The sequence below is a fragment of the Sphingobacterium rhinopitheci genome (genome assembly GCF_022627575.1).
Taxonomy (GTDB): Bacteria; Bacteroidota; Bacteroidia; order Sphingobacteriales; family Sphingobacteriaceae; genus Sphingobacterium; species Sphingobacterium rhinopitheci.
In genome coordinates, this window is the sequence record NZ_JADEYQ010000007.1 from 66,069 (window position 1) to 79,318 (window position 13,250).

A 13,250-nucleotide genomic window follows, 5' to 3' on the forward strand; every position below is an offset into this window, starting at 1 on the left:
TAAATATTAAACATGAAAGTCTATTTATTTTCTTTTTTCCTTTCCTTTCTTATTGGCTTTTCTTCTATAGCTAATACCCAGCAGGATAGTATCATTTCTTTCGACGACATTGAATTCTCTGATGGTATAGCTACAGACACTAGCACCTTGATCGAAATACCCAGTGATTTGAATTTTACAGATGGTGAAGATACTTCTACGATCTCTAATAGTGACTCTACAGCCATAGAATTAAATACCCCTATAGATACAGCAGGAGAAAAAGATTCTTTATGGACCATCTTTATTACAGGAATATTAGGCGGATTTGCCGCATTTTTTATGCCCTGCATATTCCCAATGGTACCACTGACGGTTAGTTTCTTTACCAAGAAAGCAGGCTCTCGCACCAAAGCTATATCGCAAGCACTTTTATACGGTTTATTTATTATTGTAATATATGTTGCATTAGGTATGTTGATTACGATAGCATTTGGTTCAGATGCGTTGAATGCACTATCTACAAATGGGATATTTAATTTCTTCTTCTTCCTAATATTAGTCGTTTTTGCGGCATCTTTCTTTGGTGCATTTGAGATAACATTGCCGAGTTCTTTTGTTAATAAGATGGATGCAAAATCTGACAAAGGAGGATTAATAGGTTTATTCTTCATGGCCTTCAGCTTAGCTTTGGTTTCATTTTCTTGTACGGGCCCTATAATCGGGACATTATTGGTCGATGCCGCATCCAAAGGAGAAAGATTAGGCCCTGCTATCGGTATGTTAGGTTTTTCAATTGCCTTAGCTGTTCCATTCGTGATATTCGCGATGTTTCCATCATTGATGAAATCAATGCCTAAATCTGGTGGCTGGTTGAATAGTGTAAAAGTAGTATTAGGATTTTTAGAATTGGCTTTGGCGTTAAAATTCTTGTCTAATGTTGACTTAGCATACCATTGGAATTGGCTAGATCGTGAAGTATTCTTAGCACTATGGATTGTTATTTTCGGCTTGTTAGGCTTATATCTAATCGGAAAAATTAAATTTTCACATGACAGCGATTTACCTTATTTATCTGTTCCGAGAACACTGTTTGCTATTGTGGTATTTGCCTTTGTGGTATATATGGTCCCAGGGATGTGGGGAGCACCATTAAAATCAATATCTGCATTTTTGCCCCCTAGTGCAACCCAAGATTTCGATCTATCGGTGGCACAGACAGGGACAACTGCGACACTTTCTATAGACGGTAAAAAGAAAAAATATTACGAGATATTCCATGACCGTGGAACCCCAAAAGGTTTTGATCCATATTATGATTACGAAGAAGCTCTTGCTGCCGCAAAAGTAGCCAACAAACCTGTATTAATAGATTTTACGGGCTGGAACTGTGTCAATTGCCGTAAGATGGAAGCAAATGTATGGACAGACCCTAAAGTAGCTACCTTATTGAAACAAGGCTTTATAATGGCTGAATTATTTGTTGATGATCGTACAGAGCTTGATGCTTCTGAACAATATGTATCTACCTACAGTGGAAAAAAAATTAAAACTATAGGTAATAAGAATTCCGATTTTCAAGCAGCGACATTTAATAGTAACTCACAGCCCTTATATGTTATTGTAGACCCTGAAGGTAACGTATTAGTACCTCAAACTGGAGCAGATTACAATGTAGATAGTTATGCCGCTTTCTTGCAATCAGGAATAGATGCGTTCCACACAAAAAAATAAAGGACTTACTATAAAATTAATAATTAATAAACCTAAATCTTGGTATATTTGAAAATATGAATAACATTAAAAACATTGCAGTATTAACTTCTGGCGGAGATGCGCCAGGGATGAATGCAGGTATTCGTGCAGTAGTACGCGCAGGCATATACCACGGTGTCAATATGTTTGGTGTAAAAAGGGGATACGATGGTTTAGTAAATGGGGATATCATCCCTATGGATGCTAAATCTGTAGCAAATATTATACAACGCGGTGGCACTATCTTAAAAACAGCACGTAGTGATGAATTCAGAACTACCGAAGGACGCCAAAAGGCATATGACAATATCAAAAAATTGGGGATTGATGCTTTAGTGGTCATCGGTGGCGATGGTACATTCACTGGAGCTTCTAAATTTATTGAGGAATTTGACATACCTATTATCGGTATACCTGGTACAATAGATAATGATTTGGCAGGTACAGATTTTACGATAGGCTATGACACGGCAATCAATACCGTGGTAGATGCTGTAGATAAAATCCGCGATACAGCAGAGTCACATGACAGATTGTTCGTAATCGAGGTAATGGGTAGAGACTCTGGTTTAATTGCCTTACGATCAGGTATAAGTACAGGTGCCGAAGCAGTATTAATCCCGGAATTAGAAGTTGACTATAATTCTATATTAGACCGCTTAGAGAAAACTAGAAAAAATAAAGCCTCACGTATTATCATCGTGGCCGAAGGCGATGATGAGGGTGGTTTAGTAGTAGCAGATAGAATAAAAGAAAGATATCCTCATTACGATGTTAGAGTTTCTATTTTAGGGCATATCCAACGTGGTGGAAAACCTTCTTGTATGGATCGTGTACTCGCTAGTAGACTAGGTGTTGCTGCTGTAGAAGGACTTTTAAAAGGTCGTAGAGGTGAAATGGCAGGACTTATCCACGGTGAAGTCCAATATACTCCATTCTCCAAGGCTATCAAACACATTGATGTAATAAATACAAATTTGACAAGAATCGTAGAGATACTATCCTTATAACGATATTCTTAAAAAACAAAAAAGCTGTGAGAATTAATAATTCTCACAGCTTTTTTATTTTTTAAGAATAATTAAGCACTTACTAATTCAAATATAGTAATCTCTGGTACAATACCTACTCTACCTGGATAGCCTAAGAAACCAAACCCTGTATTAACATACAATTGGCTATTACCTTCAGTATAAAGTCCTGCCCATTCGTTATATATATATTTCGCTGGACTCCATTGGTAATGTTCTCCGCGTACACCAAACTGCATACCATGCGTATGGCCTGCAAACATAGCATCTACATCTGTATCTAATATTTGAGCTCTCCAGTGTGACGGATCATGTGACAACAGTAATTTAACAGGTTTATCCTCAGTTCCTATTAAGGCTTTTTTAATATCCCCTTTCTTCGGAAACCTACCTGTACCCCAGTTCTGAACACCGACAATTGAAATTTCTTCACCACCTATCTTCAAGCTACGATTTTCATCCATCAATAAATCCCAGCCCATCACTTTATGAACATCAATCATATCTTGAAAATTCTTGCGCTTAGCAGGACTATCTTCTTTCCCATAGTAATAATCACCGTAGTCATGATTTCCTAAACAAGAATATACGCCGTAATCTGCAGTTATTTTAGAGAAGATATCTTGATAATCACGCATCTCAGTAGCTACATTATTCACCAAATCTCCAGTAAAAAATACTGCATTAGGTTTTTCTCCCAATAGCATTTCAACCCCACCTAATACCGCTTTTTTATTATAGAAAGATCCGGAATGAACATCAGAGATTTGCGCAATAGTGAATCCTTCAAATGCCTTAGGTAGATTAGCCAGTACTAAACGTTGGCGCCTAATTTGATAATCATAAGCACCTGACAAAACACCCCATGTCAACGGTATAATTGGCAAAGATGCCACAACGATACCAGACTTTAATAAAAATTCAGATCTACTAATCCCATGTTGCGGAGCCTCAGGTAAAGGTTGCTTAATATCCTCAATCCGCTCTTCTAAAGTTTCCTCTTTTTTCGTTCTAAACAATCTAGAGAACCAGATACCGCCTCTTCTAAGATCATCAATAAACAAGATCAATACAAAGATGAACTTGCTCGTTGCAGTCATAAAAAAAGCAACTAAAATAATTGATCTATAACTAAGTGGAATATTAAATTTGAAAGAAACAAATAAACCCGTTAATAATAACGCAGAATATCCCCACCATAACCAAGCAAACCATTTTTTCTTAACAAATTTTATAGATGTTGCACGTAGAGCAAAGAAAATATAAAAATCAAATAGAAATAAAAGGAATGCATTAATAATAACCATCATAGCTTTTTAATTAGAAAGAACTAACTTTTTCAATGTCTGAATCCAGCGTGGGTCATCATTTAAGCTTTCCACCATCGCTACCTCTTCTCCACCCATCTCTTTGAACTCATTAGCATATTCCACTTGAATCTCGTCTAATGTCTCAATACAATCCGCTACAAAAGCAGGACTAAAGACTAATAGTCTCTTTTTTCCTTCTTTAGCTAGATCATGTAGCGCATCCGACGTATAAGGTTGAATCCAAGGCGTCTTTCCTAAGCGGGACTGAAAGCATACCGAATACTTGTCCTTAGGCAGATTAAGCTTATTTGCTATAGCCCGAGTCGTGGCATAGCATTGTGAAACATAACAAAAAGGATTTGTTTGTATTTTACACGTATCACAACCTGAATCGGGACAACTAAGTTCTCCAGAAGGATCTACTTTACCTAATTGCCTAACCGGTAATCCGTGATAACTAAATAATATATGATCAAAACTACTGATATCGTGACGTAGACCATGCTCCGCAAATGTAGCGACCATATCTTCATCTTCGCAGTAATTACTAACAAAAGAAACCGAAGGTATATATTGCCATTGACGCATTATTTCCATTACTTTATCAATAACAGAACCAGTCGTAGCCGAAGCATATTGTGGAAATAAAGGAATCACCTTAATAGAATCCAGAAACATACCTTCCATTTTTTTTAATGCCGACTCAATAGAAGGATTTTGATAGCGCATAGCTAATTCAACATGATAGTCTTCCCCCAATTGCTCCTGAAGCATCTTCTGTTGCAAAATAGAATAATGCATTAATGGCGAACCATTCACCTCATCCCAAATCGTAGCATAGGTTGCAGCAGATGCGGCAGCTCTCTTAGGTACTATAATTCCTTTTACGAGTAAAGAACGTCCTAAATAAGGAATATCCATCACGCGCGGATCCATCAAAAATTCGGTAAGATAACGGTGTACATCCTGTGCTACAGGCGCATCTGGAGTCCCCAATTGCACCAACAAAACTCCCTTTTTAGCTTTTGTTTTCATTGATACAAAAATATATAAAATTTATAGTACTCTATCTTAAGATATAGAAAATGAAAATAACATGACTTGTTAAAGCTGCTCTAAGGCGTGTTTTACATCTTTCATCAACCACATAGGCGTAGATGTTGCTCCACAGATACCAATACTTTCGCCTACGTTAAAAATCAACGAATCTAGTTCATTAATTTCCGAGATAAAATAAGAATTAGGATTAGCTGCTTTACAGACATCATACAAGACTTTGCCATTAGATGATTTCTTTCCAGAGACAAAGACAATTTTGTCGTATTGACGGGCAAAGTCACCCAAATCATCATAACGATTAGAAACTTGACGGCAAATTGTATCATTTGCTTTTACATCATATCCACGTTTCAATAATTCCTCTTTGATAGCATAGAACTTATCTACACTCTTTGTCGTCTGGCTATACAATGTAAATGAAGGGGGCAATTCCACATTGTCAAGTTCTGCAATATCTTGAAATACCAAGGCTTCATCATTTGTTTGCCCTGAGAGACCGATTACTTCGGCATGCCCATGTTTACCAAAAATCAATATCTTCTCATCACTATCATGCGATGTCTTGATACGATTCTGTAATTTGAGTACTACAGGACAAGAGGCATCAATCAGAGTTATATTATTCTCTAGTGCTATACGATATGTTTCGGGAGCTTCACCGTGTGCACGGATCAATACTTTTTCATTGCTCAAAGTAGGCAATACCTCATGCCCAATAATACGAAGACCTTTGGCCTTAAGGCGAGCGACTTCTTCATCATTATGAACGATATCTCCCAAACAATAAAGATATCCTTCATCTTCCAATATTTCTTCTGCCATATCGATGGCGTATACTACACCAAAGCAGAACCCAGAATCCTTATCTATTGTAACTTGCAGACCTTTTGACATAGCACAAAGTTAATAATAAGAATCGTTACCATGAAATAAGTATAGCTAGTAAATGAGTGGCGTAATTTTTCTTTAAAGTTTTTACTTTTTACCGTACCTTTGCAAAAAATTACTATTTAAAAAGTTATGGCAACTAACAGAACATTTACGATGATTAAACCAGATGCAGTAGCAAATGGTCACATCGGTGCTATTTTAAACGACATTATCGCTGGTGGTTTCAAAATTGTAGCAATGAAATATATCCAACTTTCACAAGAAGATGCGGGTAACTTCTATGCAGTACACAAAGAAAGACCTTTCTACGGTGATTTAGTAGAATTCATGACTTCAGGCCCAATCGTTGCAGCGATCTTAGAAAAAGATAACGCTGTTGAAGATTTCCGTACTTTAATCGGTGCTACTAACCCAGCAGATGCTGCTGAAGGTACAATCCGTAACAAATACGCTAAATCTATCGATGCTAACGCTGTTCACGGTTCTGATTCTGACGAAAATGCAGCTATCGAAGGTAACTTCTTCTTCTCTTCATTCGAGAGATTTTAAGGAAAACCAATCGTATATAAAAAAGGGGTGAAAATTATTTCACCCCTTTTTTGTATTATTCAGCAATCTTAGCAGAAGAAGTCTGCGCTTGACGATCTACTTTTTTGACCAATCCCTGTAATACATTACCAGGGCCTACTTCTACAAAAGCTTCGGCACCATCTGCCAACATATTTTGTACCGTTTGTGTCCATCGTACAGCTCCTGTCAATTGTGCTATCAAATTTGCTTTAATCTCTTCAGGAGTCGTATATGCTTTAGCATCTACATTTTGATATATCGGGCACAATGGCGCTTGAATAGCTGTAGCTTCTATCGCCGCTTGCAGCTCAACCTTCGCAGGTTCCATCAATGGGGAGTGGAAAGCACCACCAACATTCAGCTTAAGTGCGCGTTTAGCTCCTGCTTCAGTTAATAAAGCACAAGCTTTATCTATACCTTCCATCGATCCAGAGATTACCAATTGACCAGGGCAGTTGTAATTTGCGGCAACCACGACCTCATCAATATCAGCACAAATACGCTCGACAGTCTGATCATCTAACCCTAATATAGCGGCCATCGTTGAGGGCTGCAATTCACATGCTTTTTGCATTGCATTAGCACGTTGTGCCACTAACTTAAGACCATCTTCAAAAGACAAGGCTCCAGCTGCTACTAAAGCAGAGAACTCACCCAATGAATGTCCTGCTACCATACTTGGCTGAAAAGAATCACCTAGAGCTTTAGCTAATATAACAGAATGTAAGAAGATCGCAGGTTGCGTCACATTCGTTTGTTTCAAATCCTCGTCCGTACCGTTGAACATAATATCAGTGATTCGAAACCCTAAGATATCATTTGCTTTTTCAAATAAAGCTTTAGATTCGTCATTTAGATTATATAGATCTTGGCCCATTCCTACGAATTGAGCACCTTGACCTGGAAAAATATAAGCTGTTTTCATATAAAATAACTTGTGTTCGTCGGTTAAAATTCTACGCAAATATACTAAATCATGTTATTTTCACTAATCCTCAGGGACGAATGCCAATGATAAAAGATTCTTAGGGTCTAAAAAACGATTAGATAAGTCTGACAGCTCTTTTACCTGAATGGTATCAATCTTGTTGAAAACATCTTGCAAAGACATTATTCTACCATAATCGATAATATTTTTTGCCTCCGCGATGATCATACTCATACGATTTTCTTCGGCTAAGGCAATTTGTCCTTTAAATTTTTCTTTCGCTTTTCTCAATTGTGTTTCCGAGAAAGGTGTTTCTTTGAGCTTATTCAACTCTTTATGAACGAGCGAAATCGCCTTTTTGAGCTTTTCCTCATCCGTACCAAGGTAAATACTAAAGCTACCTGTGTCACTATACAATGTCAAATTAGATTCTATCGTATAGGCAATACCGTATTTCTCCCGAATACCGAGATTCAAGATGGAGCTCATCCCAATACCGCCCAACATATTATTCAAAAGAAGCATAGCTGTCTTTTGGTCATCATAGATTCCAAACGTTTGCGCCCCAATCATATAGTGGGCTTGGTTGATTGGTTTTTCAACCACCGTATCAAAACCACCATTCCAGGCTACATTTTGTGGGACTTTGGCGGTATTATTGGCGGGGATACCGGCAAATATTTTATCAGCCAATCGTTTTACTTGTGCTTCGGTATAGTCACCTGCTATAGCTACAATGATTTCATTTGTATTATAATTTTGAAGCATAAATTTATTTATTGCTTCTCGATTCATCTTATTTAAATCATCCTCCAGCCCCAATATATTGTGCCCTAATCCAGAATCTTTAAAAAGAAGGTCTTCAAAATCATCCATTATAGATTCTTCGGGACTATCCAAATAAGAAGCTATTTCATCTAAGATGACACTTTTCTCTTTCTCCATTTCATTCTCCGGAAAAGTAGAATGAAATAAAACATCTTCAAAAAGATCTAAAGCACGCTCTAAGTGCGGCTTTAAAAATGAAGCATGAATGCATGTATATTCCTTGGTCGTATAGGCATTCAAATCACCACCAACCTCTTCTAGACGGTTTAATATTTGATTCGTCGAACGACGTGTTGTTCTTTTAAAAAGTAAATGTTCGATAAAATGAGCAACACCAAAATTGCCCGGATCTTCATATCGAGAACCTGCATTTACAATCATACAAGAATGTGTTATGGTCGAATTTTGATAATGCAATAATATGCGGATACCATTATCCAATTGAATAAGACTATATTCCTTCATCAATAGATTTAATTTAATGTCAGCAAAATTACATAATTAAAACAACAACGGCCACAATCTCTTGCAGCCGTTATGTCTATTATAAATCATATTACATACGTGGAGGACGCATACCTCCAGGAAATTGACCTTGCTCCTGCATCGGATTTATGCCAGAGAATTTTTGTAGTTTGAAGGTAAATGTCAACATAAAATATCGCGCCAATCTATTTGTCTGAGTATCTGTCAACACCTCACCTACAGTACGATTGATATTGGTCTGTTGATTTAATAAATCAAACGCTTGCAAACGCAGTGCTCCACGTTGACCTTTCAACAGTTTTTGCTCAATATATGTATTGATGATAAATGGATTTACATTGGTTCTAAAACCAGAGTTAAACTCTTTAGATAGATCTACTCCAAAAATTGTAGACTTCGTCAGATTAACAGAAGCAATCAAAGTAGGGGTAATTTTCTGTGAATTAGGTGCTTCAAAATCAGGCAATGTAGAACTTGTAATATTGTAATTGTATCTCAATCCAGGATTTATCTCTAAAAACTCAGATGGATTGTAACGGAAGAAAAGCATTTGGAAGATCGTTGTGTTATTGTTTACACCTTTATCAAAACCTAATGCATTAGGATTATTGGCCAATTGAGCGTTTTCATCCGATGTCAAATACGAAATCGTACGTGCGTAGTTTACACCACCCCCATACATAATATTATATGTCTTCTCTTTTAATGATCTCGACAAATGATAGAATGAAGTAATACTAACAGCAGGTTCAGCAGAGTTGATGTAGCCTACATCTTGAATAATTCCCACGCCCGAATTAAGGTAACGTTTATTCAAGGATACAATTTTATTTTGAGTGATATCAGATTTTACCGTAGCAAAGAAAGATTTTCCCTTTTGGAAGTCACCTGTCCTGAATCTTACCGCCATCGAGTGTCTAAACTCAGGATTAAGATTAGGGTTACCTATTGTCGTATTCGTTCTGTTTGTACTTACCTCGAAGGGCAATATTTGTGACACTCCAGGCTCAGAAGAGCGTCCTGAATAGTTAAATGAAACATTCGATTGACGAGAGAATTTATATTCAAAACGCGCAATAGGAATAATATTAAAATTAGTGCGATCGATAACAGCAGATTCTGTTGCAGAATACGCATTACCTTTTAAAATTGAGGGTTGAACAGCAGCACCAAAAGAGTACTTCAATTTATCATTTTCGAAGATAAAACTAGCACCTACTCTATGCGTAGTAAAACCATAATCATAATCATACGAATAATTCAACTGTGGATCGTTAAGACTATTTCCTTGCTTATCCAAGCCTATTTGCTTGTCATAGTTATCATAGTCATTTGTGTTATAATCATACGCAATTTCCAATTTACTCTTGTCCGACAGTGGCTCTAAATAAGATACCGACGCACCAGCATTCCAGCTTTTATTTTGTGCGTCACGAATTGTTCTTTCATAAATCTCGGTTACAGAAGTATTTTGATTAGCACCGTCATAAATTGCACGGTCTAATATTTGATCAACATCATTTTTTGTATTTGCGTTATCGTAGTTGAAATTGAAGAAAATATTTCGCCCTTTATCATTCAACCTACGGTTATACAATCCAGACACATTGTATCGTGGGGTAGTAGCCTCACCCAATGTCGTCTGCAACTGAGAGTTGTCTTTAATTCCACCACTATAATAGATAGAGTTAGAAAGATTATTAGTACTGTTGTCACTGTATCCTAGTTGTGGTGTAATCTTTATATAATCTTTTTCAGTTATATTCCACTCTAAATTTGCCTCAAAGCGGTGATTTCCAAGAATACCATTATTATTTGTCTCTGCATCTTGTGTTAGATTCTGTCCAATATATTCAGTAAAAGATTTAGACAAAGTATTGTTATCATCTCTACCATAAGAATAAGAACCATATACTTTCAACTTATCAGAGAAATCATGGCGAAGATTTACACCTATAGATCCAGTATTAGTGATCCCTTGGGAGCCGCCAAAAGCACCACCACCAGGGCGACCACCACCACCTTGACGACCTCTAGCTCCACCACCCATTGAATTAAAGTCAAATAATGGGGCATTCATGTTATTCAAGTTCCCCAAAATAGAAACCTGTGATTTCGCTTTAAAACCCATCAACATACCTGTTGCCTGGTAGCGTTCTTCTGTACCACCACCGACACGCAAAGTGGTCGCATAACCGTTATTATACTTAGGGTCAATTTGGATATTAAGCACTTTGGTAGACTCACCAGATTTGTTGCCTGTAAGATTAGCCATATCGCCAAAATCGTCTACAATTTGGATCTTTTGTATAATCTCAGCAGGTAGATTTTGTGTAGCTGTCTTCACATCACCCCCAAAGAAATCTTTCCCATTAATACGGACCCGTGTGACCTGCTCACCTTGAGCCGTCACGGCACCATCCTTATCTACTTCTACCCCTTGCAGTTTCTTTAGCGCGTCTTCAGCCACTGCTCCCTGACGCAATTTCAGGTTGTCCATTGCATACTCTACGGTATCACCTTTTACTTGGATAGAAACAACACCGTTTACCACTACCTCTTCTAACATATTAGGAATTCCTTTCAATAGAATCGTAGGGATCACGAAGTTATTCTCACCTGTAGGATAGGTATACTCCTGCTCAAAAGGCTCAAATCCTAAACTATTAATCTTTATCTTAAAAAGATTACCTTTTACATTATCAAATCTAAATAGCCCGCCTACAGATGAGCTTGTACCTACAGTATCTCCATTGGAAATCAATTTAACGGATGCACCAGATGCGATTCTAAAAGAGGAATCACGCAACATCCCTTGAACAGCCCTCTGTGCATAACTACTATTACTCACTACAAGTAATAAAATAACAATTACCCAGTTTTTAAAATTATTCATATATCTATTTCAAATTCATTTTTATTTTATAATTCCCGAGAACCAAACGTCCGTATTCTCCGTGTAGGGATTTTTTAGCGTCGGCTTAGAGATACCTCTAGTATGGTATCCACTTGAGCGCATGCCGGCAGACATCTTTTGACGACTAAAATACAGTGTATTAACCGCTAACTGTGCAACAATCGTACTAGTTTTAAACTTGATCAAGTGCAACGGTATTTCGCATTCATACACTAGGCTTCCAGATTCATCTATCTTACACAAAGCCTTAATACCGTATTGATTATTGCGAGCCAATAAACCGTCCCTTACCTTATCAAATCCTGCTACATAATACCCTTTGGTACTTTGTAACAACTCCTCTTGTACTATAGTCCGCCCTTCCTCAGGGTCATCAGCAATACTATTTTCTAATTTTTCTAAATTAAATTTTGGATAGATTATTCGGGCACCATCCATTTTCTTGTCTGAATAACTGATATTGAAAAGTATTCCATTACGAATTGCCTCATCCATCAATTTTTTATCCTTTATAATTACCGCAGCATATATTTTTGTCTTATCAGATGCAACAGCATAGCTCCACACATCACTCTTTAGATTATAAAGCTTATTCTCCCAGTCGTCTATATTAGCATCAATTATAATGCCCGATATATGCTGTATATCATATAGGTCCTTTTTTTTCTTTTGTGCAAAAAGAAAAAATGGAATTACAAAAAGTACAAATAATAAATACTGTTTACACATGATGAGAATATTTCTACCTTTATATATTGGATTGGTTAAAAAAGTCAAACCGTATAATATTATACAAAAAAAAGAATTCTCTGTGTAAATAAGTGTAAACAGTATAAAATCACAGAGAAGTTACATTGAATTTCAATATGTTATTATCCCAATTTCACGATATACTTGTAGAAGCAGGATGTGATGAAGCCGGTAGAGGCTGTCTTTCCGGACCAGTATTTGCTGCTGCTGTCATCTTCCCCAAAGACTATTACAACCCCATTCTGAATGATTCTAAAAAGCTTTCCGAAAAAAAAAGAATGGCACTGCGCCCGATAATTGAAAAAGAAGCCTTAGCATTTGCTGTGGCTAGTGTTAGCCCAGCCGAAATAGACAAAATCAATATTCATAATGCATCTTACAAGGCAATGCATCTCGCATTGGACCAATTGGCTCTAAAGGCAGAGCATTTAATTATAGATGGTAACAAATTTATCCCTTATCGTGATATTCCGTACGAATGTATTGTCAAAGGAGATGGTAAGTACCTATCCATTGCTGCAGCTTCAATACTAGCAAAAACATACCGCGACGAGTATATGGACAACCTAGCTATGGAATATCCCAATTATGACTGGCTGTCCAATAAAGGATATCCGACGGTCAAGCACCGCACTGCAGTACTGAAATATGGGTTGACCCCACATCATAGAAAAACATTCCGAGTTACAGATCCTCAATTAAAATTATTTTAACAATAAAAAGGCTCCACTTAGTAGTAGAGCCTT

The 13,250-nt window shown here is 37.1% G+C and carries 11 protein-coding genes; 4 read left to right on the forward strand and 7 right to left on the reverse strand.

All coding sequences use genetic code 11. From position 1 onward, the window contains the following. Window positions 1-12 precede the first annotated feature (12 nt). Both IP023_RS08910 and pfkA read left to right on the forward strand, forming a co-directional pair. Window positions 13-1,713, forward strand: a complete 1,701-nt coding sequence (locus IP023_RS08910; RefSeq protein ID WP_241789924.1) for a protein-disulfide reductase DsbD family protein — start codon at window positions 13-15, stop codon at window positions 1,711-1,713. 56 nt (window positions 1,714-1,769) lie between these two features. Then, window positions 1,770-2,744, forward strand: coding sequence for a 6-phosphofructokinase (gene pfkA / locus IP023_RS08915; RefSeq protein ID WP_241789925.1), 975 nt, complete (start codon window positions 1,770-1,772; stop codon window positions 2,742-2,744). Window positions 2,745-2,815: 71 nt separating this feature from the next. Here the strand turns inward: pfkA and IP023_RS08920 are convergent, their stop codons facing one another. The 3 genes from IP023_RS08920 to IP023_RS08930 form a co-directional block, all read right to left on the reverse strand. Further along, a complete protein-coding gene (locus IP023_RS08920; RefSeq protein ID WP_241790040.1) occupies window positions 2,816-4,072 on the reverse strand; it encodes a metallophosphoesterase in 1,257 nt (418 codons plus the stop codon). Between the two features lie 9 nt (window positions 4,073-4,081). Next, window positions 4,082-5,110, reverse strand: coding sequence for a ferrochelatase (gene hemH / locus IP023_RS08925; protein ID WP_241789926.1), 1,029 nt, complete (start codon window positions 5,108-5,110; stop codon window positions 4,082-4,084). 69 nt (window positions 5,111-5,179) lie between these two features. Then, window positions 5,180-6,028 carry a 4-hydroxy-3-methylbut-2-enyl diphosphate reductase gene (locus IP023_RS08930; protein ID WP_241789927.1) on the reverse strand — a complete coding sequence of 283 codons (849 nt, stop codon included), beginning with the start codon at window positions 6,026-6,028 and terminating at the stop codon, window positions 5,180-5,182. A 126-nt stretch (window positions 6,029-6,154) separates the two neighbouring features. On the opposite strand from IP023_RS08930, the gene IP023_RS08935 reads away from it, so the two are divergent. Then, entirely contained in the window at window positions 6,155-6,574 is a 420-nt protein-coding gene (locus IP023_RS08935) for a nucleoside-diphosphate kinase (RefSeq protein ID WP_241789928.1), read from the forward strand. A 55-nt stretch (window positions 6,575-6,629) separates the two neighbouring features. On the opposite strand, the gene fabD is transcribed toward IP023_RS08935, so the two are convergent. From fabD to IP023_RS08955, 4 genes are all read right to left on the reverse strand, one after another. Further along, window positions 6,630-7,520 (reverse strand): ACP S-malonyltransferase, encoded by an 891-nt coding sequence (gene fabD / locus IP023_RS08940; RefSeq protein WP_241789929.1) that lies wholly within the window; start codon window positions 7,518-7,520, stop codon window positions 6,630-6,632. A 63-nt stretch (window positions 7,521-7,583) separates the two neighbouring features. Then, the gene (locus IP023_RS08945; RefSeq protein WP_241789930.1) at window positions 7,584-8,816 is read right to left on the reverse strand and encodes a M16 family metallopeptidase; all 1,233 of its coding nucleotides are present in this window, start codon (window positions 8,814-8,816) and stop codon (window positions 7,584-7,586) included. Between the two features lie 91 nt (window positions 8,817-8,907). Beyond that, on the reverse strand, window positions 8,908-11,733 hold the full coding sequence (locus IP023_RS08950) for an outer membrane beta-barrel protein (protein WP_241789931.1): 2,826 nt from the start codon (window positions 11,731-11,733) through the stop codon (window positions 8,908-8,910). 21 nt (window positions 11,734-11,754) lie between these two features. Next, the gene (locus IP023_RS08955; RefSeq protein WP_241789932.1) at window positions 11,755-12,483 is read right to left on the reverse strand and encodes a hypothetical protein; all 729 of its coding nucleotides are present in this window, start codon (window positions 12,481-12,483) and stop codon (window positions 11,755-11,757) included. Window positions 12,484-12,620: 137 nt separating this feature from the next. Between IP023_RS08955 and IP023_RS08960 the strand changes: the two genes are divergently transcribed. After that, window positions 12,621-13,217, forward strand: coding sequence for a ribonuclease HII (locus IP023_RS08960; RefSeq protein ID WP_241789933.1), 597 nt, complete (start codon window positions 12,621-12,623; stop codon window positions 13,215-13,217). Window positions 13,218-13,250 lie beyond the last annotated feature (33 nt).

Bases quoted from the DNA above. Each gene is read 5' to 3' on its own strand.
- IP023_RS08910 (WP_241789924.1), top strand. From the start codon at position 13: ATGAAAGTCTATTTATTTTCTTTTTTCCTTTCCTTTCTTATTGGCTTT.
- pfkA (WP_241789925.1), top strand. From the start codon at position 1,770: ATGAATAACATTAAAAACATTGCAGTATTAACTTCTGGCGGAGATGCG.
- IP023_RS08920 (WP_241790040.1), bottom strand. From the start codon at position 4,072: ATGGTTATTATTAATGCATTCCTTTTATTTCTATTTGATTTTTATATT.
- hemH (WP_241789926.1), bottom strand. From the start codon at position 5,110: ATGAAAACAAAAGCTAAAAAGGGAGTTTTGTTGGTGCAATTGGGGACT.
- IP023_RS08930 (WP_241789927.1), bottom strand. From the start codon at position 6,028: ATGTCAAAAGGTCTGCAAGTTACAATAGATAAGGATTCTGGGTTCTGC.
- IP023_RS08935 (WP_241789928.1), top strand. From the start codon at position 6,155: ATGGCAACTAACAGAACATTTACGATGATTAAACCAGATGCAGTAGCA.
- fabD (WP_241789929.1), bottom strand. From the start codon at position 7,520: ATGAAAACAGCTTATATTTTTCCAGGTCAAGGTGCTCAATTCGTAGGA.
- IP023_RS08945 (WP_241789930.1), bottom strand. From the start codon at position 8,816: ATGAAGGAATATAGTCTTATTCAATTGGATAATGGTATCCGCATATTA.
- IP023_RS08950 (WP_241789931.1), bottom strand. From the start codon at position 11,733: ATGAATAATTTTAAAAACTGGGTAATTGTTATTTTATTACTTGTAGTG.
- IP023_RS08955 (WP_241789932.1), bottom strand. From the start codon at position 12,483: ATGTGTAAACAGTATTTATTATTTGTACTTTTTGTAATTCCATTTTTT.
- IP023_RS08960 (WP_241789933.1), top strand. From the start codon at position 12,621: ATGTTATTATCCCAATTTCACGATATACTTGTAGAAGCAGGATGTGAT.